Source organism: Kitasatospora sp. NPDC051705 (genome assembly GCF_044453265.1).
In the GTDB taxonomy this organism is placed as follows: domain Bacteria; phylum Actinomycetota; class Actinomycetes; order Streptomycetales; family Streptomycetaceae; genus Kitasatospora.
The window spans coordinates 220,141-244,254 of record NZ_JBITCO010000003.1; the positions used below are offsets into that span (position 1 = coordinate 220,141).

Annotated in this window: 21 protein-coding genes; 5 read left to right on the top strand and 16 right to left on the bottom strand. The window is 74.1% G+C overall.

Annotated features, from left to right (window positions below):
- Positions 1–20: 20 nt before the first annotated feature.
- The 5 genes from fabF to ACIA8Q_RS05910 all read right to left on the bottom strand — a co-directional run bounded on the left by fabF (position 21) and on the right by ACIA8Q_RS05910 (position 5,055).
- Entirely contained in the window at positions 21–1,286 is a 1,266-nt protein-coding gene (gene fabF, locus ACIA8Q_RS05890) for a beta-ketoacyl-ACP synthase II (protein WP_360210053.1), read from the bottom strand.
- Positions 1,287–1,466: 180 nt separating this feature from the next.
- Positions 1,467–1,709: an acyl carrier protein gene (locus tag ACIA8Q_RS05895; protein WP_360210051.1), complete on the bottom strand. Its 243-nt coding sequence runs from the start codon at positions 1,707–1,709 to the stop codon at positions 1,467–1,469.
- An 80-nt stretch (positions 1,710–1,789) separates the two neighbouring features.
- Complete coding sequence (locus ACIA8Q_RS05900) at positions 1,790–2,821, bottom strand: beta-ketoacyl-ACP synthase III (RefSeq protein WP_360210049.1); 1,032 nt, start codon at positions 2,819–2,821, stop codon at positions 1,790–1,792.
- Positions 2,818–3,768, bottom strand: coding sequence for an ACP S-malonyltransferase (locus tag ACIA8Q_RS05905; protein ID WP_360210047.1), 951 nt, complete (start codon positions 3,766–3,768; stop codon positions 2,818–2,820). Before ACIA8Q_RS05905 ends, ACIA8Q_RS05900 begins: the two co-directional genes overlap by 4 nt.
- 90 nt (positions 3,769–3,858) lie before the next feature.
- Positions 3,859–5,055 (bottom strand): helix-turn-helix domain-containing protein, encoded by a 1,197-nt coding sequence (locus tag ACIA8Q_RS05910; RefSeq protein WP_360210207.1) that lies wholly within the window; start codon positions 5,053–5,055, stop codon positions 3,859–3,861.
- Positions 5,056–5,250: 195 nt separating this feature from the next.
- On the opposite strand from ACIA8Q_RS05910, the gene ACIA8Q_RS05915 reads away from it, so the two are divergent.
- Complete coding sequence (locus tag ACIA8Q_RS05915) at positions 5,251–6,027, top strand: pirin family protein (protein ID WP_360210045.1); 777 nt, start codon at positions 5,251–5,253, stop codon at positions 6,025–6,027.
- A gap of 30 nt (positions 6,028–6,057) precedes the next feature.
- On the opposite strand, the gene ACIA8Q_RS05920 is transcribed toward ACIA8Q_RS05915, so the two are convergent.
- Positions 6,058–6,888 (bottom strand): serine hydrolase domain-containing protein, encoded by an 831-nt coding sequence (locus tag ACIA8Q_RS05920; RefSeq protein ID WP_360210043.1) that lies wholly within the window; start codon positions 6,886–6,888, stop codon positions 6,058–6,060.
- 122 nt (positions 6,889–7,010) lie between these two features.
- Here ACIA8Q_RS05920 and ACIA8Q_RS05925 point away from each other — a divergent pair, with 122 nt between their 5' ends.
- Together ACIA8Q_RS05925 and ACIA8Q_RS05930 are read left to right on the top strand one after the other, a co-directional pair.
- Positions 7,011–7,514: a MerR family transcriptional regulator gene (locus ACIA8Q_RS05925; protein WP_360210041.1), complete on the top strand. Its 504-nt coding sequence runs from the start codon at positions 7,011–7,013 to the stop codon at positions 7,512–7,514.
- A complete protein-coding gene (locus tag ACIA8Q_RS05930; RefSeq protein ID WP_360210039.1) occupies positions 7,511–8,536 on the top strand; it encodes an aldo/keto reductase in 1,026 nt (341 codons plus the stop codon). The genes ACIA8Q_RS05925 and ACIA8Q_RS05930 overlap by 4 nt, the downstream gene beginning before the upstream one ends.
- 61 nt (positions 8,537–8,597) lie before the next feature.
- Here ACIA8Q_RS05930 and ACIA8Q_RS05935 read toward each other — a convergent pair whose 3' ends face one another.
- Positions 8,598–9,176 carry a TIGR03086 family metal-binding protein gene (locus ACIA8Q_RS05935; protein ID WP_360210037.1) on the bottom strand — a complete coding sequence of 193 codons (579 nt, stop codon included), beginning with the start codon at positions 9,174–9,176 and terminating at the stop codon, positions 8,598–8,600.
- Between the two features lie 101 nt (positions 9,177–9,277).
- On the opposite strand from ACIA8Q_RS05935, the gene ACIA8Q_RS05940 reads away from it, so the two are divergent.
- Positions 9,278–10,306 (top strand): helix-turn-helix transcriptional regulator, encoded by a 1,029-nt coding sequence (locus ACIA8Q_RS05940; RefSeq protein WP_396316808.1) that lies wholly within the window; start codon positions 9,278–9,280, stop codon positions 10,304–10,306.
- A gap of 30 nt (positions 10,307–10,336) precedes the next feature.
- Here the strand turns inward: ACIA8Q_RS05940 and ACIA8Q_RS05945 are convergent, their stop codons facing one another.
- The 9 genes from ACIA8Q_RS05945 to ACIA8Q_RS05985 form a co-directional block, all read right to left on the bottom strand.
- Positions 10,337–11,551 carry an alpha/beta hydrolase gene (locus ACIA8Q_RS05945; RefSeq protein ID WP_387898003.1) on the bottom strand — a complete coding sequence of 405 codons (1,215 nt, stop codon included), beginning with the start codon at positions 11,549–11,551 and terminating at the stop codon, positions 10,337–10,339.
- A 186-nt stretch (positions 11,552–11,737) separates the two neighbouring features.
- Positions 11,738–12,073 (bottom strand): MmcQ/YjbR family DNA-binding protein, encoded by a 336-nt coding sequence (locus ACIA8Q_RS05950; RefSeq protein WP_360210031.1) that lies wholly within the window; start codon positions 12,071–12,073, stop codon positions 11,738–11,740.
- A gap of 79 nt (positions 12,074–12,152) precedes the next feature.
- Positions 12,153–14,558 carry a Dyp-type peroxidase gene (locus ACIA8Q_RS05955; RefSeq protein ID WP_360210029.1) on the bottom strand — a complete coding sequence of 802 codons (2,406 nt, stop codon included), beginning with the start codon at positions 14,556–14,558 and terminating at the stop codon, positions 12,153–12,155.
- A gap of 34 nt (positions 14,559–14,592) precedes the next feature.
- Entirely contained in the window at positions 14,593–16,497 is a 1,905-nt protein-coding gene (locus tag ACIA8Q_RS05960) for a galactose oxidase-like domain-containing protein (RefSeq protein ID WP_396316809.1), read from the bottom strand.
- A 231-nt stretch (positions 16,498–16,728) separates the two neighbouring features.
- On the bottom strand, positions 16,729–17,958 hold the full coding sequence (locus ACIA8Q_RS05965; protein ID WP_360210025.1) for an acyltransferase: 1,230 nt from the start codon (positions 17,956–17,958) through the stop codon (positions 16,729–16,731).
- 26 nt (positions 17,959–17,984) lie between these two features.
- A complete protein-coding gene (locus tag ACIA8Q_RS05970; protein WP_360210023.1) occupies positions 17,985–19,106 on the bottom strand; it encodes an alpha/beta hydrolase in 1,122 nt (373 codons plus the stop codon).
- Between the two features lie 263 nt (positions 19,107–19,369).
- Entirely contained in the window at positions 19,370–20,044 is a 675-nt protein-coding gene (locus tag ACIA8Q_RS05975; RefSeq protein ID WP_360210021.1) for a response regulator transcription factor, read from the bottom strand.
- Complete coding sequence (locus ACIA8Q_RS05980) at positions 20,041–21,345, bottom strand: sensor histidine kinase (RefSeq protein WP_360210019.1); 1,305 nt, start codon at positions 21,343–21,345, stop codon at positions 20,041–20,043. Before ACIA8Q_RS05980 ends, ACIA8Q_RS05975 begins: the two co-directional genes overlap by 4 nt.
- A 121-nt stretch (positions 21,346–21,466) precedes the next feature.
- Complete coding sequence (locus tag ACIA8Q_RS05985) at positions 21,467–22,159, bottom strand: TetR family transcriptional regulator (RefSeq protein ID WP_360210017.1); 693 nt, start codon at positions 22,157–22,159, stop codon at positions 21,467–21,469.
- Between the two features lie 224 nt (positions 22,160–22,383).
- Between ACIA8Q_RS05985 and ACIA8Q_RS05990 the strand changes: the two genes are divergently transcribed.
- Positions 22,384–23,985: an MFS transporter gene (locus ACIA8Q_RS05990; protein WP_360210015.1), complete on the top strand. Its 1,602-nt coding sequence runs from the start codon at positions 22,384–22,386 to the stop codon at positions 23,983–23,985.
- The last annotated feature ends 129 nt before the right edge of the window (positions 23,986–24,114 follow it).

Here is a 24,114-nt window from a genome sequence, read left to right on the forward strand (position 1 = left end):
GCCCCTTCCGTTCGGGGCGGTCAGCGGGTGCGGAAGGCCAGCACCACGTTGTGGCCGCCGAAGCCGAACGAGTTGTTCAGCGCCGCGATCCGGCCCTCGGGCAGCTTGCGCGGCTCGTCGCGCACGATGTCCGCGTCCACGTCGTCGTCCAGCTCGTCGACGTTGATGGTCGGCGGGGCGAGGCGGTGGTGCAGGGCCAGCACGGTGGCGACGGTCTCGATGCCGCCGGCGCCGCCCAGCAGGTGGCCGGTCATCGACTTGGTGGCCGAGACGGCGATGTGGTCGAGGTCGTCGCCGAGCTCCTTGCGCAGCGCCTTCAGCTCGGCGGTGTCACCCTGCGGGGTCGAGGTGGCGTGCGCGTTGACGTGCACGATCTCGGCCTTGTCCAGGGTGTTGCGCTCGAACAGGTCGGCCAGTGCGCGGGCCACGCCCGCACCGGTCGGCTCGGGCTGGGCGATGTGGTGGGCGTCCGAGGACAGGCCCTGGCCCACGGCCTCGCAGTAGATCCGGGCGCCGCGCGCCTCGGCGTGCTCGACCGACTCCAGCACGACCACGCCGGCGCCCTCGCCCAGCACGAAGCCGTCGCGGCCCTTGTCGTACGGGCGGGAGGCGCGCTGCGGGTCGTCGTTGTTCTTGGACATCGCCATCATGTTGGCGAACGCGGCGATCGGCAGCGGGTGGATCGCGGCCTCGGTTCCGCCGGCCACCACGACGTCGGCGCGGCCGGTGCGGATCATCTCGATCGCGTAGCCGATCGCCTCGGCGCCGGAGGCGCAGGCGGAGACGGGGGTGTGCACACCCGCGCGGGCGCCGACCTCCAGGCCGACGTTGGCCGCCGGGGAGTTGGGCATCAGCATCGGGACGGTGTGCGGGGAGACCTTGCGGGAGCCCTTCTCCTTCAGCACGTCGTACTGGTCGAGCAGGGTGGTCACGCCGCCGATGCCGGACGCGATGACGGCGCCCAGGCGCTCGGGGGCGAGCTTGGAGGACTCGTCGGTGGCCGGGGTCTCGTAGCCGGCGTCGGCCCAGGCCTCGCGGGCGGCGATCAGCGCGAACTGCGCCGAGCGGTCCAGCTTGCGGGCCAGCGGGCGGGGGAGGATCTCGCCGGGCTCGACGGCGGTGCGCGCGGCGATCTTGACGGGCAGGTCCTCGGCCCACTCCTCGGTCAGGGCCGCCACTCCGGAGCGCCCGGCGACCAGGTTCTCCCAGGTGGTGGCGGCGTCGCCGCCCAGCGGCGTGAAGGCGCCGATACCCGTGACGACCACGGTACGGTTTTCAGCGGTCACTGGATCTTCTTCTCTCACGTTGTGCGGGGGTCGGCGGCGAGCCGAGGAAGGGCCCGGCCGGGCGCCCGGTGGGGCGTCCCGGCCGGTTGGTCGGTCCGGCTCGGTGAGCCGGTCGACGGGTCAGCCGCCCGAGGCGTGGGGAACGCCGGACGGGCTGGACGGATCGAGCGTGTCGATCGATCAGGCGTTGGCGAGGATGTAGTCCACGGCGTCGCCGACGGTCTTCAGGTTCTTGACCTCGTCGTCCGGGATCTTGACGTCGAAGCGCTCCTCAGCGGCCACGACGACCTCGACCATGGACAGCGAGTCGACGTCCAGGTCGTCCGTGAAGGACTTCTCGAGCTCGACGTCCTCGGTCGGGATACCGGCGATCTCGTTGACGATCTCGGCGAGACCTTCCAGAACCTCGTCCTTGGTAGCCATACTGGCTGCTCCTCTTCGGTGTTGAACGCGTCCGACCGGCGGCCGGACACAGGCTTGCGGATGACTGGGGCGAAACGCGCCTAGGGGAGCGTAACGACTGCGGCGGCGTACACGAGACCCGCCCCGAACCCGATGATCAGGGCGAGGTCGCCGCTGCGGGCCTCGCCGCTCTCCAGCATGCGCTCCATCGCCAACGGGATGGAGGCGGCGGAGGTGTTGCCGGTCTCCGAGATGTCGCGGGCGACCGGCACCGAGTCGGGCAGCTTGAGCGCCTTGATCATGGCGTCGGTGATGCGCATGTTGGCCTGGTGCGGGATGAAGGCGCCGAGCTGGTCGGCGGTGATCCCGGCGGCGTCCAGCGCCTGCTGGGCCACCTTGGCCATCTCCCAGACCGCCCAGCGGAAGACCGTCTGGCCCTCCATCCGCAGGGCCGGCCACTTGGTCTCCTCGCCCGCGCCGTTGACGGCGTCGGGCTTGGCGAAGGCGGTGTCCCAGGCGTGGGTCTGCGAGATGACGTCCGACTGCGAGCCGTCCGAGCCCCAGATCACCTTGCCGATGCCGGGGGTGTCGGAGGGGCCGACGATCGCGGCGCCGGCGCCGTCGCCGAAGATGAACGCGGTCGAGCGGTCCGACTGGTCGGTCAGGTCGCTGAGCCGCTCGACGCCGACCACCAGCACGTACTCGGCGCTGCCGCCGCGGATCATGCCGTCGGCCAGGCCCAGGCCGTAGCCGAAGCCGGCGCAGGCGGCCGAGATGTCGAAGGCCGGGGCGGTGCCGCAGCCGAGCCGCTCGGCGATCTCGGTGGCGATCGCCGGGGTCTGCTTGAGGTGCGAGACGGTCGCGACGATCACGCCGCCGATCTGGTCGGGGGAGATCCCGGCCTGCGCGATGGCCTTGCCGGCGGCCTGCACCGACATCTCGGCGACGGTCTCCTCCGGGCCCGCCCAGCGGCGCTCGGCGATCCCGCTGCGGGTGCGGATCCACTCGTCCGAGGAGTCGATCCACTCCAGCACCTCGGCGTTGGGGATCACCCGCACCGGGCGGTAGCCGCCCACCCCGAGGATGCGCGAGAACTGCGCACCCACGGTGGGACGGATCTGCGGCTTGCTCATGCCTGGGTCTCCTGCTCCTGACCGCCGTGCTCCGCGACGAGCGCGCGGGCCTTGTCCAGGTCGGCGGGGGTCTTGAGGGCAAGCGTCGCCACACCCTTGAGGTTGCGCTTGACCAGTCCGGTGAGCGTGCCCGCGGGGGACAGCTCGATGACGGCGGTCGCGCCCAGGCGGCCCAGGGTCTCCATGCAGAGGTCCCAGCGGACCGGGTTGGAGACCTGCGACACCAGGCGGTCGAGCACCTCGGCGCCGGAGTCCACGACCCCGCCGTCCCGGTTGGACACGTAGCGGACCTGCGGGTCGGCGACGGTCAGCGTCGGGGCCAGTGCGGCCAGCCGCTCGACACCCGGGGCCATGTGCTCGGTGTGGAAGGCGCCGGCGACCTTGAGGGCCACCAGCTTGGCGCCGACCGGCGGGTCCGCCCGCAGCGCCTCCAGCTGGGCCAGCGTGCCGGCCGCGACGATCTGGCCGCCACCGTTGTTGTTGGCCGCGGTCAGGCCGTGCTCGGCGAGCTTCGCCGCCACGACCTCCTGGTCGCCGCCGAGCACGGCGATCATGCCGGTCTCGGTGACGGCGGCGGCCGCGGCCATGGCCTGGCCGCGCTCGCGGACGAAGGCCAGCGCGTCGTGCGCGCTCAGCACACCGGCGCCGGCGGCGGCGGTGATCTCGCCGACGCTGTGGCCGGCCACGGCGCCGACCAGCTTGCGGGCGACGTCCTCGTCCGGGAACAGCTCCCGGGCGGTCATGAGACCGGCGGCGACCAGCAGCGGCTGGGCGACGGCGGTGTCCTTGATCTCCTCGGCGGAGGCCTCGGTACCGGCGTGCACCAGGTCGAGCCCGGCGACCTCCGACCAGCCGCGCAGGCGGTCGGCGACACCGTCGAGCTCCAGCCAGGGGCTGAGGAAACCGGGGGTCTGGGCACCCTGTCCAGGGGCGACGATTACGAGCACGGTTCAACCCTCTCTCGCCAGGCGCCCAGGGGCGGGTAGGCGACGGTAACGAAGAAAACCATCCGGGATTGTAAGTTCCCTACATTCGGCTCAACTCGGCTCCCCGGCGGCGGTCAGCCGGCCGAGGGCGAGTGCGATCCGCAGCGTGAACGCCGAACGTACGTCGGAGGGGGCGTACCCCGTGACGTCGGTCACACGTCGTAGCCGGTAGCGCACCGTGTTGGGGTGGACGAAGAGCATCCGGGCCGCGCCCTCCAGGGAGGAGGCCTGCTCCAGGTAGACGCTCAGCGTCTCCAGCAGCGCCGAGCCGGCTTCGTCCAGTGGTGTGTAGATCTCCTCCACCAGTTGGCGGCGGGCGGCCTGGTCACCGGCCAGCGCCCGCTCGGGCAGCAGGTCGTCGGCCAGGACCGGTCGGGGGGCGTCCGGCCAGGCGGCGCAGGCGCGCAGCCCGGCCGCCGCGGCGTGCGCCGAACGGGTGGCCGAGAGCAGGTCCGGCACGGTCGGGCCGACCACCACCGGGCCCGGCGCGAACTGGCCGATCAGCGCCCGGGCGGCGTGCACCGGCTCCTTGTCGCCACCCACCACCACCACCAGCCGCTTGCCGAGCACACCGGTCAGCACGTGCAGCTTGGCGTAGCGGGCGGCCCGGCGGATCGCCTCGACCACCAGCTCGCTGTCGCCGTCCGGGGCGCTGCCCATCACCACCCGGACCTGGCTGGGCTGGCCCCAGCCCAGTGCGGCCGCCCGGGACAGCACGCCCTCGTCGGCGTCGCCGGACAGCAGCGAGTTGACCACCAGCGCCTCCAGCCGGGCGTCCCAGGCGCCGCGGGCCTCGGCCGCCTGGGCGTACACCTGCGCGGTGGCGAAGGCGATCTCCCGGGCGTAGACCAGCACGGACTCGCGCATGTCCGCCTCGTCGCCGGGGGCGGCCACCTCCTCGATGGCCTCCTCCATCACCTCGATCGTGGTGCGGATCAGCTCGACGGTCTGGCGCAGCGTGATCGCCCTGGTCAGCTCGCGCGGGGCGGTGCCGAAGACGTCGGTGGAGATCGCCTGCGCGGTGTCCGGGTGGCGGTACCACTCGGTGAAGGCGGCGATGCCGGCCTGGGCGACCAGGCCGATCCAGGAGCGGTGCTCCGGCGGCATCCGCCGGTACCAGCCGAGCTGGTCGTCCATCCGCGAGATCGCGGCGGTGGCCAGCTTGCCCGAGGACTTCTCCAGCCGCTTCAGCGTCGCGGCACGGCGCTCGGCGCGTTCGGCGGCGTTTCTGCGCTCCTGCGCGGTCAGGCGCGGCGCCGCCCGGCCGGGACGGTCGCGCACGGCCCGGGGAGCCGGACTCGTCCCGGTCGTCCCGGGCTCGGGGCTGGGTTCGCTCTTGGAGTTCGCGGATGCGGCTGGCACAGGGACAAGACTGCCTCACGTGAGTGACTGCTCGTGCACAGGCCCCGGGGGCGAGCCGGGAAGCGCGCTACGGTGGGGCCCGTGACCGACGCCGCCGCCCGCCCCCGAGCCGACCTGCGCCGCACCGCCGAGCGCTACCTCTCCACCCCGGCCGAGGGCGTCGAGACCCGACACGCGTTCTCCTTCTCCGGTCACTACGACCCGCGCAACACCCACTTCGGCGCGCTGCTCGCGTGCAACGAGGAGCTCCTCGCCCCGGGCGCAGGCTTCGACGAGCACAAGCACCGGGACACCGAGATCCTCACCTGGGTGCTGGAGGGGGCGCTGGCGCACCGGGACTCGCAGGGCCACGGCGGCGTGGTCCGCCCCGGCATGATCCAGCACCTCGGCGCGGGCTCCGGGGTCACCCACACCGAGCGCAACGTCGGCGGTGCCGACGGCCCGGTGCGGTTCGTCCAGATGTGGCTCCAGCCGGACGTGTTCGACGCGCCCCCGGTGTACGGGCTGCGCAGGGTGAAACCCGCGGACGGCGGGTTGACGCTGCTCGCCTCCGGGCTGGCCCGCGACGCCGGGACGGAGGCGCTGCGGCTGCGCCGCGGTGACGCCGCGCTCTGGCTGGCGAAGGCCGGACCGTGGCAGCCGTTGCCCCCGCTGCCCGGGGCCGCCTGGCGCTACGCGCACCTGACGGCCGGCTCGCTCGGCTACCGGACGGTCCCCGGGCCGAAGGGCGGCGGGCGCTCGATGGCCCCGGGCGACAGCGTGCGGATCACCGGGGACGCCTTCGCCGACCCGACGGCCGGCGAGGACGGCGCCGAACTGCTGCTCTGGGAGATGCACTCGCCGGTCTCGTACGGCTGACCCGCCGCCGGCCGGCTCCCCGGGGTCCGGCTAGCGGAGCTCGGCCAGCACGGCGTCCGAGAGGGCCGGCCAGACCTCGGCGGCCCACGGGCCGAAGTCCCGGTCGGTGAGCGCGACGCAGGCCACGCCGGCCTCCGGGTCGACCCACAGGAACGTCCCGGACTGGCCGAAGTGGCCGAAGGTGCCGGGCGAGTTGGCGGTGCCCGTCCAGTGCGGGGACTTGCCGTCGCGGATCTCGAAGCCCAGGCCCCAGTCGTTCGGGCGGCGGTGGCCGTAGCCGGGCAGCACGCCGCTGGTCCCCGGGAAGGCGACCTCGCGGGTGGCCCGCCGGACGGTCGACGGGTCCAGCAGCTTGGGGGACTGCAGCTCGGCGGCGAAGCGGACCAGGTCGGCGACCGTGGACAGGCCGCCCGCCCCGGCCGGGGACCTGTGCGCGGTGTTGAGCAGGGTGTCGTGCATGCCCAGTGGCTGGAACACCGCCTCGGCGGCGTACCGGGAGAACTCGATCCCGGCGGCCTCGGACAGCGCCCGGGCCAGCGCGTCGAAGCCCGCGTTGGAGTACAGCCGGCGGTCGCCGGGCGCGGCGAACACCCGGTCCTCGTCGAAGGCCAGGCCGGAGGTGTGCGCGAGCAGGTGGCGGACGGTCGACCCGGGCGGGCCGGCCGGGTCGTCCAGCTCGAAGACCCCCTCCTCGACGGCGACCAGCGCGGCGTACGCGGTGAGCGGCTTGGTCACCGAGGCCAGCGGGAACAGGTGCTGCTGCGGACCGTGCGCGCCCAGCACGGCACCGTCCGACCCCCTGACCACCGCCGCCGCGGCGTGGGGCACCGGCCAGTTCTCGATCATCCGCAAGCTCTCCATGCGCCCGACTCTAACGAAGCGCGGAAAACCGGTGGCGGGAGCACCCGGCCGACGGGCTTGCTTGGAGTGCACTCCAACTCGCTAGCGTCGTCGTCACCGCACACCACAGGGGGTAACCGATCATGGCCGTGCTCGCCGCCGTCCCGCTCGACCTGCGCAGCTGCACCGAGGTGTTCAGCCGCCCGGTCGGCGATCCGGACCGGACCCCGCGGCACACCATCAGCGAGGTCTCCGCGGCCAGCGGCCTCACCGCGCACACCCTGCGCTGGTACGAGCGGATCGGCCTGCTCGACCCGGTCGACCGCTCCGCCAGCGGCCAGCGCCGCTACTGCGACGCGGACCTGCACCGACTGGCCTTCCTGGGCAGGCTGCGGCTGACCGGGATGCCGGTGGCGGACATGCTCCGGTACGTCGACATGGCCCGCCGCGGCGAGGAGACCTACGAGGGGCGCCGGCAGCTGCTCGTCGACCAGCGCGAGGAGGTGCGGCAGCGGATCGCCGACCTCCAGGCCACCCTCGCCGTCCTCGACTACAAGATCGACCTCTACGCCGGGAAGATCGCCGACAGCGGCGACGCCCCGGTCCAGTGCCAGCACCACCGAGCAGAGGAAGAGCAGAGCGCATGACCGACCCCGCCCTCCCCACCGCCCTCCCCACCGCCCGACTCGGCGCCGACGGCCCCCTCGTGGGGGTCCAGGGCCTCGGCTGCATGGGCATGAGCGAGTTCTACGGCCCGAGCGACCGGACCGAGTCGCTCGCCACCCTGGACGCGGCCCTGGCGGCCGGCGTCACCCTGTTCGACACCGCCGACGCCTACGGCTCCGGCCACAACGAGGAGCTGATCGGCCCCTTCGTCCGCGCCAACCGGGAACGGGTGGTGCTCGCCACCAAGTTCGCGCTCGTCCGCAGGCAGGAGGACCCGGGCTACCGCGGCATCTGCAACGACCCCGCCTACATCCGCTCCGCCGTGGACGCCTCGCTGCGCCGCCTCGGCGTGGACGAGATCGACCTCTACTACATGCACCGCCGCGACCCGGCCGTGCCGCTGGCCGACTCGGTCGGCGCGATGGCCGAGCTGGTGGCGGCCGGCAAGGTGCGCCACCTCGGGCTGTCCGAGGTGACCGGCACCGAGCTGCGCGAGGCCCACGCCGTCCACCCGATCGCCGCGCTGCAGTCCGAGTGGTCGGTGTTCGCCCGGGACGTCGAGCGCACGGTGGTGCCGGCCGCGGCCGAACTGGGCGTCGCCTTCGTCCCGTACTCGCCGCTCGGCCGGGGGTTCCTCACCGGGGCCTTCCAGGCCGCCGAGGAGCTCGCGGCCGACGACTTCCGGCGCACCCAGCCGCGCTTCACCGGGGCCAACGCGGCGGCCAACACCGAACTGCTGGCACCGCTGCGGGAGATCGCGGCGGACCGCGGGGCGAGCCTCGCCCAGGTCGCGCTGGCCTGGGTGCACCAGCGGGCCGAGGTGCACGGGCTCACCGTCGTCCCGATCCCCGGCACCCGCAAGCGGAGCCGGCTCGCCGAGAACACCGCGGCCGCCGTGCTGCGGCTCACCGCGGAGGAGCTGGACCGGCTGGAGCCGGTGGCGGGCGCGGTCGCCGGGGACCGCTACCCGGACATGCGGTTCACCCAGGTCGGGCGGGAGTAGCCGGCGCCCCGGGGGGAACGGCCGCCGGTGCCGCTCCCCCTCCCCGGGCGTCCGCGCCAGCTCACACCTCGCGGCCCAGCCAGGCGGCCAGCCGGGTGTGCACGTCGGCGTCCTCGGCGACCGGCCGGACCTCGTCGAACGGCACGGCACCGCCGCGGTGTCCGGCGGGCAGGACGGCCCCGGCGACGGCCAGCGCGGCGTGCGACAGGGCGTCGTCCAGCGGCTGGGCGGAGCCGAGCGCCCGGGCGATGTCCCAGGTGTGGCCGACCGCCTCCATCAGGTAGCCGCCGACCGCGATCGCGCCGGGCACCACGCCCCAGGGCGCGTGGGTCGGGCGGTCCAGCTTGGCGTCGTCCGCCCAGGCCGCGGCGGCGCGGTCGCGGGCCCGTTCCAGGGCGGCCGGCCAGGCGTCGTCGGGCAGGTCCCCGGTGGCCGCGACGACGTCCTCGGCCCGGCCGCCCTCGCCCATGTACGCGAAGCGGTGGACGCCGCCGACCACGTGGCCCAGCAGCTGCCGCAGCGTGAAGTCGGTGCACGGGGTGGGCCGGTCGAGGGCGTCCGGGGTGATCTCGGCGAACAGCTTCTCCAGCTGGCCGAGGGCGAGCAGGTACTGCGGGCGGGCGTCCTGGACGGAGGTCACGTGGAATCAGCTCCCTGGTGTCGGGCGGTCTTTCGGGCTCGGACGGCAATCTCCCAGTAAAACCTGACAACCGCCGTCAGGTTTTCTGGGATTCTGCTGCCATGAAGGCCGACCGCCTGCTCTCGATCCTGCTCCTGCTCCAGACCCGCGGCCGGGTGCCCGCCACCGAACTGGCCGAGCGGCTGGAGGTGTCCGTCCGCACCATCTACCGCGACGTCGAGTCGCTCTCCGCCGCGGGCGTGCCGGTGTTCACCGAACGCGGCCGGCACGGCGGCATCAGCCTGCTGCCCGGCTACCGCACCGACGTCACCGGGCTGACCGCGGACGAGGCCCGGGCCCTGTTCGTGCTCTCCGCCCAGGGCGCGCACAGCGACCTCGGACTCGACGGCGCCCTCGGCTCGGCCCTGCGCAAGGTGATGGCCGCGCTGCCGGCACCGCACCGCCCGGCCGCCGAGCGGATCAGCGAACGCGTCCTGGTCGACCCGGCGCGCTGGATGCAGAGCGGCCCCCCGGGCGGCGCCCAGCCGGGCACCCCGGCGGGGGCGCAGTCCGGGGCCCGGAGCGGGGCGGAGCTCGGCGAGCTGCAGTACGCGGTGTTCGCCGACCGGCGGCTGCGGCTGCGCTACCGCCACAGCGGCACGCCCGCGCCGGTGGACTACACCGTCGACCCGTACGGGCTGGTGAGCAAGGCCGGGGTCTGGTACCTGGTGGCGGACCTGCGCGGGGAGCCCCGGCTGTTCCGGGCCGACCGGGTGCTGCTCGCCGGGACCACCGAGGAGCCGGTGCGCCGCCGCCCCGGGATCGGGCTCGGGGACGCCTGGGCGGTGCTGCGCGACCAGGTGGAGCGGCTGCCCAAGGAGCTGCAGGTGCGGGTGCGGGTGCGGCGCGGGCGCCTGGACATGTTCGTCCGGATCCACGGCGGCCGGGTCACCGCCTCGCCCGACTCAGGCGCCGGGCCGGCCGAGGAGTGGGTGGAGGTCGCGATGGCCTTCCCCTCGCCGGCGGCCGTCCGCTCGCTGCTCGCCTTCGGCGCCGACGCCGAGGTGCTGTCCCCGCCGGCCGCCCGGCGCGAACTCGCCCGCGCGGCGGCCGACGCGCTGCGCCTCTACCAGGACCAGGGCACGCCCTGAGGGTTGTTCCAGGAGGTCGGGCCCGGGGCGTCAGGAGCCGGTGTTCGGGCGGACGACGTCCTGGTAGTGGCCGAGCGAGATCGCCGCGAAGTTGTGCAGGCTGTCGGTGCCCTCGGTGAAGTAGCCGTTGTGGCCGGCCGCCCGGGCGGAGGAGATCTGCTCGGCGCCGAAGCCGCTCGCGGTCGGGTCGGCGCCGTGGCCGAGCCCGCCGACCTCCAGGTACGGGACGTTGCCGATCCAGTCGCTGGGGTTGCGGGTGGCCCAGACGTGCACACCGGTGCCCAGTTCGCCGGTGCTCTGCACGCCCATGCCGGGGCTGCCGAACACCATCATGTCGGTGACCCCGGTGGTGTCGGACGGCGAGGCGGCCGCGCGGGGGATCTCGGGGGCGGCGTTGCCGCAGACCACGGATCCGTAGGAGTGGCAGAGCAGGGCCGGCGGTGCGTCCGGCCGGGTGGTCTCCTTGAGCCCGGCGAGCAGCCGCTGGAGCCGGGGCGCGCCGACGTCGGCCAGCCGGGAGGTGACGGCGTCGGGGCCGAGGCCGGAGGGGGTGACGTAGCCGGTCCAGGCGATCACCGCGGTGCGGGTGTCCGGAGCCTGCCTCCGCTCCTCGGCGTGCAGGGCGCGGGCCATGCCGGCCGGGGAGCGCAGCGGCTCGGCGGACTGGTCGAAGTGGCCGAGGTCGGCGTCCGAACCGGGGACGAGGACGGAGATCCGCTCGGCGTCGGCGAGGTCGCCCCACACTTCGGAGACCAGACCGCGGCCGCGCGGGTCGAAGGCGAGGATCTGCCGGCCCGGGGCGAGCAGGTGGTCGACGTCGTTGGCGCGGGAGACGGCCAGGTCGCGGGTGTCGGAGTCGAGCTTCCGGTCGGCGGCCCGGGCCCGGGCGCGGTCCCGTTCGGCGGTCAGCGCGATCCGGTTGGCGCGGTAGCGCAGGTCCAGCGGGGCGCCGTCGTAGTTGCCGACGACCAGCGGGTAGTCCTTGATCAGCCGGTCCAGCTCGGTCGGGGCGAGCGAGGCGAAGAAGTCGGCGGCGGCGGCCGGGCTGGTGGTGGCCGGGTCGGGCAGGGTGCGCCCGAAGCTGTGGTCCTGGACCCAGGCGGCGCTGCCGGCCGGGGGTGTGGAGATCGCCAGCTGCTCGGTGGAGGCGGCGGCCTGGGCGGCCGCGGCGCCGGCGTCGGCGAGCACGGCACAACCCGCGAACGCCCCGATCAGTACCCGCTTCCAGCGTCGACGGTTGCGCACCGCACCAACTCCCTTGGGGCCCGTCACCGTTTCTCGGGCGGTGCCCGGAGGGTGCGACTCAAACACTGCTGACTTCCTGGGCAAAGCCTAGAGGTCACAGGAGTATGACGGACCCGGCCAAACTGTGGGATGGGTCACATGAACCGGGAGTGTCGGTGCGGCGTCCGGGCGTGGCCCGGGGGCCGTCTACGCGTCGAACTCGCGGACCAGCCGTTTGGGTGCCGTCCGCCGCCAGGCCTCGGTGACGAGGTCGTGCAGCTCCTCCCGGTCGACCCGGTCCAGCCGGACGCTCACCCAGCCGTGCCGGCCGACGTACGGCGCGACGGAGAACACCTCGGGCTCGGCGGCGAGCAGTTCGGCCTGGTCCTCGGGGGAGGCCTTGACCGTGACCGCCAGGCCGCCCGGCGCGCCCATCGCGAAGATCCTGCCGCGCACCCGCAGGGTCTCGATGTCCCAGGTCGGCTCCTGCGCGGCCTCCGGCAGGCCCAGGGCCATCGCACGGAACTCGTCGAACGTCACCATGGCCGCAGCGTAGGGCAGGGGACCGACACCGTGCTCCCGGTGCGCGCGGAACGCACCGGGAGCACCGGCCGCGGTGGCGTCAGAGCAGCGAGGACCAGGCGTCGCAGGAGCGGTCGCCGGCGACCAGCCGGTCCGGGTGGCCGCTGCCGTCGGCGACCGAGATCCGACGGTAGCCCTGGCCGGAGAAGCACCAGAACTCGCTCCGGCCGCCGACCCGCTGACAGTCCGGCACGGGCAGGAAGCAGTCCACCCGGGTGAGGCCGGTCAGCGAGCCCCACTGGGTGAGCTCGCGGTCGGTGCGCTCGCGGACGTCGGTGTGCGCGGAGCCGTCGGCGATCGAGCACAGCCGGTACTGCTGCCGGCCGCCGGTGGTGTGGAACACCCAGTACCAGCTCTTGCCGCCGACCCGCTGCTGGTCCGGCACGGGCAGCCAGCAGTCCACCTGCCCGACGCCGCTGAGCGATCCCCAGGCGGTGAGTTCGCGGTCCGGGCGCTCCTGCCGGGTGGTGTAGCGGCCGCCGTCGCAGGTGATCGTGACGGTCCGGTACTGCTGGCGGCCGTTGGTGCTGTGGAAGACCCAGTACCAGCTCGTGCCGCCCGGGTCCTGCAGGTCGGCCATGGGCAGGACGCAGTCGACCCGGCCGACGCCCTGCAGGCAGGACCAGGTGTCCAGCCAGGTGTCGTCCTCGACCTTGCGGTCGGTGTGGGCGGAGCCGTCGGCCACCGAGATCAGTCGGCAGCGGTCGCCGTGGAACGCCCAGTACCGGCTCTGCCCGGCGCGGCGCTGCTGGTCGGGGACGGGGAGGAACTCGTCGCAGGGGTAGGCCTTCACCGGCTGCGGGGCGGGCTGCGCCTGCCCGCCGCCCTGTTCCTGGGTGCCGCCCTGGCCGCCGGTCGTGCCCTGCCCGCCGGTCGCGCCCTGCCCGCCGCCCTGGGTGCCGCCCTGGGGGGTGAGCCGGCCGTCGGCGAGCGCCCTGAGGAGGCTGAGGGACGGCATGAAGGCGTACACCGACCCGGTGGTCTGGACGAACTGCTGGAAGCTCACCGGGGTGTGCCCGACGAGGCCGTCCGGGCCCCGGCTCTCGAAGTCGACCTCGGGGGCCTCCTGGGTGACCGGGTCCTTGCCGGGCACCGGCCGCGGGCCGGCGTGCCCCGCCGGGGTGGCGCCGCCGCTGTCCCGGTTCGGCGGGAAGTTCGGCTGGTCCATCCAGTCGGCCTGGATGAACTCGAACTGCCGCTGGATGTCGGCCTGGTAGCAGATGAACAGCAGGCCGCGCGGGTCGTCGGGGCCGCCGGGGCCCTCCGAGGCCGGGTCGAACGGGGACCCGTACGGCGTGCCGCGGCGGATGATCCGCCGGCCGTCGAGGACCCCGGCGTCGAGCGGCGGCTGGTCCGGGGCCTCCTGCAGTCCGGCGCGCGGGCTGGTCTTGCGCAGGTGCGACCAGAGCGGGGTGACCAGGCCCTCCAGGTCGTCCCGGAAGTCGAAGTCGTTGTCGTTGGCGGCGGCGGGGTTGTTCGGGACGTCCCGGTCCTGGTGCTTGCAGACCGGCGCGCCGGAGCGCCACCGCCCGACCATCCGGGCGGCCAGCCACTCGGCGGTGGCGCTCTCCGGGACGGCCTTGGCCTGCTTGAGCTCCCGGAGTCTGACCGAGACCTGCGACCACCAGCCGGGGACGTCCTGGGCGAGCCGCCGGACCACCTGGAAGGAGCCGTTGCGGCACCAGGCGGGGTACTGGTCCTTGGGGAAGCTGAACGGGTCGTTGTCCTCGCCGCACACGAACTCGCCGGCCGGGATGAGCCGGGTGCCGGGGTGGCCGTCCTCCTCCTGCGGTCTGGCCGGGTCGGGCCGGTCGAAGCCCTGGACGCCGGGCTCGCTGATGCCGTCCTTGAAGCCGAAGTGCTCCTTGCCCCGGCGACTGCCCTGGAGCGTCCTGGCGTTCTGCTGGTAGGCGATCAGGATCCGGCACTCGGCGGCGGCGATGCGCTGCGCCTCGATCGCGGTGACCAGGTCGCTCTCGGTGTCCGCGGAGATCTTCAGCAGCGCGTGGACCGGCTGGTTCCGCCCGTTGCCGAAGAGCCAGTTCTCCGGGGAGTTGTCGCCGGTGTCGCCGAGGGCGCCGGCTCGTCTGGCCGAGCCCTCCTGGAAGGCCTCCAGCCCGCTGCCGACCGGCGGCGGCGTCGGGAACGGGTCGGTGGTGGAGAGCATCCGCAGGCCCTCGTAGGTGAAGCTGACGCCGAGCCAGGTGGCCTTGAGCGTCTTCGGGTCGTCCCCGCCGGAGGACCTGCGGGCCTCGCTGAAGGCCTCGTTGAACTCGGCGACCTCGCGCGTGGTGGAGATCTGCGGGACGAGCCGGCGCACCCAGTCGCGGGCCCGGGCCGCGTCCTCGAACTTGAGGAAGAGGACGCTGACGTTGTCCTTCCTGAAGCCGGCCAGGATGTCCCCCTGGATCTCCTCGCTCGCGCGCAGTCTCAGATCCGTTGCCATGGTTCTGGTGTTCCTTTCGGTGGATTCCGGGGGATCAGGCCGTCGAGCTGAGCTGGACCCACTTCGCGACGCTGGGCACGCCCTGGTCGTTGAGGAGGAAGAGCATGTACCAGCCGGGCGGGGCGGCCTTGGCGTCCGGCGGGGCCTGGAGCTGCAGACGGTTGCCGGCCCGGCTGGTGATCCGCAGGTCGAGGTGGCGCTGGCTGGTGTTGACCGAGTGGGTGGAGGTGGTCGGGGCCAGCAGCACGGCCTTGACGGCCTGGCCGGGGGTGGTGCTGGTGACGGTGAAGCTCTTGTCGTAACCGACCGGCGTGGTGGGCGGGTTGTCCAGCGCGGGGCGGGCGCCCTGGTGCAGGTAGGCCGGCTCGTAGATCTCGATGGTGCCGTTCATGCTGCTGGGGATGGCCGCGGTGTCGGGGTTGTTGGCGAGCTGCTGGAGCTCGTCCCCGGTGACCATCACGCGGCCGTCGGGCAGGACCACGGCGTTGGAGTGGTAGCCGCGCGGCAGCCGCTGGACGGGGCCGAGCTTCCAGTTGCCCTGGTCGTCGCGCAGTTCGACCTGGCGGTACTTGAGGTCCGCGTTCGGGTTGTACGGGCCGTTGCCGTAGTCGCGGATGTCGTAGGCGCCGTTGACGGTCATCAGCCGGCCGTTGGGCAGCAGCAGGGTGTCGTCCTGGGTGCGGCCGAAGGCGCGGGACTTCTCGGCGGTCCAACTGCCGTTGGAGAAGCGCAGGGTGCTCGGGTTGTCGCGGTCGCCGCCGAGGACCAGCGCGGAGTCCGGGCCGCTCACGCCGCCGGGCAGCATGACGGCGGATCCGTAGTTGCGCCGGCGGCCGTCAGGGCGGGCGGTGAGGTCGCTGCGGGACTCGGCGACGGGGTCGAACCGCCACTGCTCGTTGGCCTGGCGCCCGAAGCCGTAGACGTTGCCGTCGTTGAGCGAGAAGAGGTGCGGGTAGTCGGTGCTGAACGGGGCGTCCGCCTTGAACCGGTCCACCGGGGTGTTCCGCGGGGTGTCGTTCCGGCCCTGCGGGACGGGGAAGCCCTTGGCGGGGAAGCGTTCGACCACCGGGGTCGGGGTGCCGTAGCCGAGTTCGGACTGGCCGGACATGATCAGCTGCCGGCCGTCGGCGCCGGTGACCACCGAGGGGTACCAGCGGCCGACGGACATGTCGGGGTTGCGGGTCCAGGTCTCCGTCCACGGGTCGAAGACCAGGGAGAGCTTGGCGCCGGTGCCGCCGTTGCCGCCCAGGTTCCCGCCGAAGACGCCGAGCATGCCGTTGGGGAGGAAGGAGTGGCCGGAGCAGAAGAACGGTGCCGGGCGCTCCTGGTCGAGGCCGTCCGGCATGTTGGCGATCGGTGGGGTGACCTGCTTGAAGGCGTCCGTGCCGGTGCCCTTGGCGGGGTCCCAGAGGAAGGCCCGGCCGGCGTTCTCCCGGCCGATGGTCTGGGTGGGGGCGGGTTCCTTCTCCGGGTTGCTCTCGATCCGTTCGAAGGAGAACAGCAGCACCTTGCCGGTCGGCAGCAGGGCGACGTGGTCGCCGAAGTCGGGGGAGGGGAAGTACTCCTTGAACGCGCCGGACACCGCCGGGTCGAAGCCGGCGTTGGTGCTCGCCTGGGAGGCCGTCAGGGCGTTGTAGCGGTTGGTGCGGGTGGTCTGCGGGTAATCGCCGATGCCGCGGATGGCCGCGCGGGCCCGGGCGTGCTCCTCGGCGTGCTCCGGTCCGAGCGCGGCCACCTCGTCGTCCCGCATCTCGGCCATCACCCGGGGGGAGGCGACGTGCGGGGCGAGGTCGTTCTGCCCGGGGGCGGCGGGCTCACCGTGCGCGGCGGCCGGGCCGACGGCGCTCATCAGGGTGCCGGCGGTGACGGCGCAGACCACCAGGGCCGCGGACAGCCGTCGGCGGGCCCGCGGCCGCGGGCATGGCGGAGGCAGGGACATGGGACTCCTCGGGAGGGGCTGTTCGGGGGAAGGCGGGCGAATGCGGGCGGACGGCCGTGGGCGGGCGCGATCCGGCGATGGTCGCCGACGGTCACATGGCATCACAGTGCGTGGTGGTTCGCATGCGGATGCACCGGCCCGTGGCGGCCCCGCGGCGCAGAGCCGGACCACACCGAAGGGGCGCGGACCGACTGGCCCGCGCCCCCTCCTCGCCTCACCTTCCGGCGCAGGTCACACCATGCCCAGCGCGTAGGCGGCGAACAGCGCGGACCCCGCGGCGGCCAGCGCCTTCCCGGCCCGGGAGAAGGCCGTCCACGGCCCGTCGAACCGCCGGGTGAACCACCCGATCGCCACCAACACGGCTCCGAACAGCGGAAGCAGCAGCACCCGGGCCGCCACCCAGCCGAACGAGTCCGGCACCGTGGTCAGCCCCTGGACGGCGCCCAGGCCGGCCGCACCCGGCACCGCCACCGCGAGCATCGCGCTCTGGTGCCAGGTGAAGACCGTCATCGCCGAGAGGTTGACCACCACCACCGGCAGCCAGAGCAGCGGACGGCGGGTCAGCAGCCGGCCCAGCCGCTCCCGCAGCAGCACCGCCGCGCCGCACTGCAGCGCCGCCAGCGCGAGCACCAGCAGGGACGGCGGGTGCGAGTTGGTCCGCTCGACCCCCGGCACCCCGACCATGCTGGCCGGGTAGTGGAACACCAGCAGCAGGACGGCGAACAGCGTGCCGCCGCCGAACAGCAGTACCCGGGCGGCCGGCCGGCCGAGCCGCTCCTGCGCCCACAACACGCCCAGCTGGTAGCCGAACAGCCAGCCCGGAAGGATGTTCAGCAGCGCGATCCAGGACGGCACCGACTCCGCCCACGGCCCGTACCGCAGCAGGTCGACGGCGGCCACGGCGGCCACCAGGAGGCCCGCCGACCAGCCGCCCAGCCGGCGGCCGACCGCGGCGCAGAGCGGGGTCAGCGCGGTCAGCCCCAGGTAGACCCCGATGTACCAGAGCGGCTGCACCACGAGCGTCGCACCGGTGCGCACGGTGTCCCCGGGGACGCCGAGCGCGGGCAGCAGGGCGATCAGCAGCGCCCAGACGGCGGTGACCCCGAGCACCGGGCGCAGCAGCCGCACCGTCCGGCCGCGCAGCCAGCCCCCGTAGGTCACGCCCTTGGCCCGGGCCCGTTCCAGTGACCGGACGGAAGAGTGCCCGCCGACCAGGAAGAACACCCCGAGCATCTGCAGCACCCAGCTGACCGGGGCGAGCGAGCCGAGCGCGGAGAGCGGGCTGGCGTTGTGCAGGGCGCCGTCGGCGGAGAGCGTGAATCCGCCGAGCAGCCAGTGCCCGACCGGCACGGCGAGCAGGGCGAGGGCGCGCAGTCCGTCCAGGGCGCGGTCGCGGGTCACGGGGGTGCGCGCGTCGACCTGCCGGGCGGCGCGGTGCAGGGCGGTGAGCGGGTGGGCCATGGCGGTGCTCCTTTCGGTGGGGAGGGTCAGCGGCCGAGGGCGACGGCGGCGAAGGCGGCGAGCGAGGAGGTGCCGGGGGCGAAGTAGCCGGTGTGGCCGGTGGATCCGGTGGCGGGCAGCGGGCGGGCGCCGAAGCCGGGGGAGGTCGGGTCGGCGCCGTGTCCGAGTCCGAGCACCGAGACGAACGGGACGTCACCGATCCAGTCCCCGTCGTTGCGGGCGGTGGCCCAGAGCGGGACCCGCGGGTCGAGGTCGGCGGCCGAGCCGACGCCCATCCCGGGCGAGCCGAGGACGACCACGCCGGAGGCCTGCTCCGGGCCGGGGCGGGCCAGGCCGCAGACCACCGAGCCGTAGCTGTGGCAGAACACGGTGGGCGGCGCCTGCGGGCCGGTGGTGACGGCGAGTCCGTCGAGCAGCCGGGTGAGCCGGGTGGCGCCGGCCCGGGCCAGGTCCTCGGTGGCGGCGTCGAGGCCGATCCCCTCGGGGGTGGTGTAGCCGGCCCAGGCGATCACGGCGGTCCGGCCGCCGGTGGCCCGGTGGAGCTCCCGGGCCATCCCGACCGGGGTGCCGTACGGGTTGTCCGGGCGGTCGAACCGCAGCAGGTCGATGTCCGAGCCGGGGACGACGACGGCGGTGCGGTCCGCGGTGGTGAGGTCGCCGAACACCTCGGCGACCTGGCCGCGGCCGCGCGGGTCGAAGGCGAGGATCTGCCGGCCGCCGTCCAGCAGGCCGCGGTAGCGCGCGGTGCGGGCCCGGGCGGCCTCGTGGTCCTCGGGGGTGAGCGCCGGGTCCGTGGCCCGGGCGGTCTCCCGGTCGAGCTCGGCGGCGAGGGCCAGCGCGTTGGCCCGGTACCGCAGTCGTACCGGGGCGCCGTCGAGGTTGCCGACCACCAGCGGGTGGCGGGCGGCCAGTGCGTCCTGCCGCGCCGGGGTCAGCCCGGCGAAGAAGGCGGCGACCCCGGCCGGGGTGGTGGTGGCCGGGTCGGGCGGGTGGAGGCCGAACGCGGTGTCGGCGACCCAGGCGGCGCTGCCCGGCGGCGGGCCGGTGACGGGCTGCTGGCCGTCCGCGGCGAAGCCGCCGAGCCCCAGTACCGCGGTCAGCGCCACCGCGCCGGCCGCGAGGGCCCTCCTGACCCGATGCTTCCCCATGTCCGGCCCCTCCCTGGTCCGTTCGACTTCGACGGAGAGGAAGGTAGGAACGCGGCGGCCCCGCGGACGTCACACCGCGGGGCCAACTGCCCGGTGGTACCGGGGTATGACTCGAGCCCTGCCCGAGTACCGTGATGGGTGGGGCCAGCCCCACCCCCGGTGCACCGGCTGGCTGCACCACCGGGCCGGGCCGGCGACCTGGCGGGGCGTCAACGAGCTTCTTCCGGAGGGCGGATGGGGCGGGCCGGTGCTATTCGGCCGGGTCATCCGCCCGGCGTCACCAGGCCGGACTCGTAGGCCAGGACGACGGCCTGGGCGCGGTCGCGCAGCCCGAGCTTGGCGAGGATGCGCCCGATGTGCGTCTTGACGGTCTGCTCGGCCAGCACCAGCCGGGCGGCGATCTCCTGGTTGGACAGGCCGCGGGCGATCAGCTCCAGCACCTCCGTCTCGCGCGGGGTCAGGCCGTTGAGCCGCAGCTTGGGGTCGTGCCGCCGGGCCGGCCGGTTGCGGGCGAACTCCTCGATCAGCCGGCGGGTCACCGAGGGGGCGAGGAGGGCCTCGCCGGCCGCGACCACCCGGACCGCGGAGATGAGGTCGGCCGGCGGGGCGTCCTTGAGCAGGAAGCCGCTGGCCCCGGCACGCAGCGCCTCGTACACGTAGTCGTCCACGTCGAAGGTGGTCAGCATCATCACCTTGGGCCGGTGGGTGCCCGGGACGGCCGGGTCGAGCAGCCGGCGGGCCGCCTCCAGGCCGTCCATGACGGGCATCCGGACGTCCATCAGCACGAGGTCGGGGTGGGTGCGGCCGCTCACCTCCAGGGCCTGCGCGCCGTCCGCCGCGTCCCCCACCACGTCGATGTCGCTCTGGGCGTTGAGCAGGGCGGCGAAGCCGGCCCGCACCATGGCCTGGTCGTCGACGATGATCACGCGGATGGTCATGCGGGGGTCTCCCGGGAGGTGTCGATGGGCAGGGAAGCGGCCACCTTGTAGCCGCCGTCCGGCATCGGGCCGGTCTCCAGCCTGCCACCGACCAGCCGGGCGCGTTCCCGCATTCCGATCAGTCCCTGCCCGGTGCCCTCCATGGAGGCCTCCAGCGACTCGGTGTAGCGGGGCGGGGGCGTGTTCACCACGGTCAGCAGCAGGGTGGCGCCCTCGTCGGCGAGGGAGACGGTGGCCCGCGAACCCGGCGCGTGGCGCACCACGTTGGCCAGCGCCTCCTGCACGATCCGGTACGCGGACAGGCCGACCGCCTGCGGCACCGCCTCGGCCAGTCCGGGGTCCACCGCCAGCGCGGCGGGGATCCCGGCCCGCCCCACCGTCTCGACCAGCTGCGGCAGTTGGGATATCCCGGGTTGCGGCACCTTCTCGGCGGCGGACTCCTCGCTGCGCAGCACGCCGAGCAGCCGGCGCATCTCGGTCAGCGACTCGCGGGCGGTGCCGGCGATCGCGGTGAACTCCTCGGCGGCCTCGTCCGGCACGCCGGTGATCCGGTAGGGCGCGCTGGCCGCCTGCACGGCGATCACCGACATGTGGTGGGCGACGACGTCGTGCAACTCCCGTGCGATCCGGGCGCGTTCCTCCAGCAGGGTGCGCCGCTCGCGCTCGGCCTCGCTGATGTGCTCCTGCTCGGCGAGCAGCCGGCGGGCCTCGGTGCGGTCCTGGACGGCCCAGCCGAGCAGCAGGGCGGCGCCGCCGAGCGCGACCAGCAGCATGGTGGTGCCGTCGTCGGAGTGCGGGAAGCCGAGCGTGGTGGTGAGGAGGGTGAGCAGGATCGTGGCGATCCAGACCGAGATCAGGGTGGCCCGGCTCTCCCGCAGCGCGAGCGCGATCAGCAGGAAGACGTACGCCAGGATCATCGGCGCCGTCCACGGCCAGGTGCCGCCCAGCTGGTCGTGGCGGGCGGTGATGGATGCCGTGGTGACCAGGGCGGCCGCGCTGATCCACCACGCGGCCAGCGGCCGGGTGATGGCGAGCAGCAGCGGGGTGGTCTGGGCGATGGTGAGCGCGCCGGCGATCGGCGGGGCGACGTCGTAGAAGTCGACCAGCGCGACGATCCCGGTGGGGATCAGCGAGGCCTGCATGATCAGCGCGACGACGTACGGCAGCCGGCGCAGCCACCCCCGGGGCGAGTCCCCGAGCAGCGGGGTGTGCCCGCCGGTCGGGGTGGTGAGGTGGTGCCGCAGCGAGCGGAGCGACCGGAGGGTGCGCGCGCGGACCTCGGTCGTGGTGATCGTCTTCATCGCGGGCCAGCCTAGGAGGGCCCCGCCCGCCCGTCGTCGCCCTGGGGTCGAACATCCGGGTGCTACCGGGGTAGGGGGTGGGGCGGGGTCCGGGCTGCCACCCGGGTACGACCCACGGCTGCTACCGCGGTGTGACGGTCCGCCAGTGGCCGGCCAGGGCGGGGCCGAGCTGGTCGAAGTGGCGCTCGATGACGGCGACCATGCCCTCGGGCCCGGCGGGCTCCTGTTCGGGCGTCCAGGACAGGTGGGCGGCGCGCAGCACGCTGCCGAAGACGGCGGCGAGCACGGTGGGCCGCAGGTCCGTCGTCGGGTCCAGGCCCTCGCGCTCGGCGATCACCCGGACGACCACCCGCTCCTGCTCGGTGACCCGGCGCAGGTGGGCGGCGAGCAGGGTGGGGGTCTCCTCGATCATCCGCATCAGTTCCAGGGCGGTGGTGATCGAGCCGGGCCCGCTGCGGTGCTCGGCGCCGAGTTCCCGCCAGGACTGGACGATCGCGGCGCGCAGGGCCTGCAGCGGGGACTCCTCGGCGGGGCGGCGGCGCAGGCACTCGATGAAGTAGTCCTCGGCGTCGGCCATCACGGCGAGCGCGACCTCGTCCTTGTTGGCGAAGTAGCGGAAGAAGGTGCGCTGGGAGACCTCGACGGCGGAGGCGATCTCGTCGACGGTCGTGCGGGCGAAGCCCTGGCCGAGGAAGAGCCCGTGGGCGGCCTGGACGAGGGCGTCCCTGGTCTGCTGCTTCTTGCGCTCGCGCAGCCCGGGCTGCCGGCCGGGGCCGGCCGGGGCGGGGGTGGGGGCGGGGGTGCGAGCGGCCATGGCGGGGCCTTCCGGGCGCGTGCGGGCGGGGTGGGAGGACAACCTTAGCGTTCTGCCAAATGTCAGACATGGCCAGAAGTCAGTGTTTGCCGAATGTCAGAGGCTGACATAATCTGCCGGGAGTGGCGCTCGCCGGCCGGGCACTCGTGGGGACGGGTGGGCCGCGGCGCCACGACCTCTTCGTCCGGTTCCGCACCCCGCGCCACGCCCCCGGAGGGCCCCAGATGAGCCAGTCCGTCGTCAAGAACGCCGAGGCGGACGCCCCGCCGCTCGGTCCGCCGTCCGGAGGGGGCCTCAAGGGGCACCCCTGGCTGACCCTGCTGACCGTCGCGGTCGGCGTGATGATGGTCGCCCTGGACGGCACGATCGTCGCGATCGCCAACCCCGTCATCCAGGAGAAGCTGAACGCCGCGCCCTCCGAGATCCAGTGGGTGACCAGCGGCTACCTGCTCGCCCTGGCGGTCTTCCTGATCACCGCCGGCAAGATCGGCGACCGGTTCGGCCACAAGAACACCTTCCTGGTCGGCGCGGTCGGCTTCGCCGCCACCTCGGCCGCGATCGGCTTCGCCGGCAACATCCAGACCGTGATCGCCTTCCGGGTGCTGCAGGGCCTGTTCGGCGCCCTGCTCCAGCCGGCCGCGCTCGGCCTGCTGCGCGGCGCCTTCCCGGCCGAGAAGCTCAACATGGCGATCGGCATCTGGGGCGGCGTGATCGGCGCCTCCACCGCGGCCGGCCCGATCGTCGGCGGCCTGCTGGTCGAGCACGTCAACTGGGAGTCGGTCTTCTTCATCAACGTCCCGGTCGGCCTGGTCGCGCTCGGCCTGGGCCTGTGGATCCTCAGGGACGTCCGGGCCGAGAAGGCCGCCAAGTCCTTCGACCTGCCCGGCATCGCGCTGCTCTCGGTGGCCATGTTCGCGCTGGTCTTCGGCATCATCAAGGCCCCCGAGTGGGGCTGGGGCGACACCCGCACCCTGCTGTTCCTGGGCGGCGCGGTGGTCCTGATGGTCCTGTTCGCGTTCTGGCAGGCCAGGGCGAAGGAGCCGCTGATCCCGCTCAGCCTGTTCCGCTCGGTGCCGCTGTCGGCGGGCACCCTGCTGATGGTGCTGATGGCCTTCGCGTTCTTCGGCGCGATCTTCTTCGTGACCTTCTACCTGCAGAACGTGCACGGGATGTCGCCGGTCCAGGCCGGCGTCCACCTGCTGCCGATGACCGGCATGATGATCGTCGGCTCGCCGGTGGCAGGCATCGCGATCGGCAAGCTCGGCCCGCGCATCCCGATCGTGGCCGGCATGCTGATCACCACCACCGCGATGTTCGGCATGTCCACCCTGGACACCGGCTCCGGCAACGGCGTGATGTCGCTCTGGTTCGTCCTGATGGGCCTCGGCATCAGCCCGGTCATGGTCGGCGCCACCGAGGTGATTGTCGGCAACGCCCCGCTGGAGCTGTCCGGCGTGGCCGGCGGCCTCCAGCAGGCCGCGATGCAGGTCGGCGGCAGCCTGGGCACCGCGGTGCTCGGCGCGCTGATGGCCGCCAAGGTCACCGACGTGCTGCCCGGCAACTGGGCCGGGGCCGGCCTGCCGCCGGTGGAGGGCGCCGCGGCCGAGGGCCTCGAGCAGGCCGCCCAGCTCGGCATCGCCCCGCCGGCCCCGGCCGGCACCCCGCAGCAGGCGGTCGACGCGATGGCCGGTGCCGTCCACGAGTCCTTCGTCAGCGGCATGTCGCTCGCCTTCGCGGTGGCCGCCGTGGTGGCCTTCGCCGCCGCCCTGCTCGGCCTGCTCACCCGCCGCGGCGCCACCGACGCGGGGCCGGCCGTCCACATCTGACGCACCCGCGCCGCACGGCCCCGGACTCGACGGAGTCCGGGGCCGTCGTGCTGCCCGGGCGGGCCGGCGCGCCCCGGCGGGCGTCCACGGCGGCCCGTCCGGCTCGGGGTGCGCGCCCCCACGGCAGGG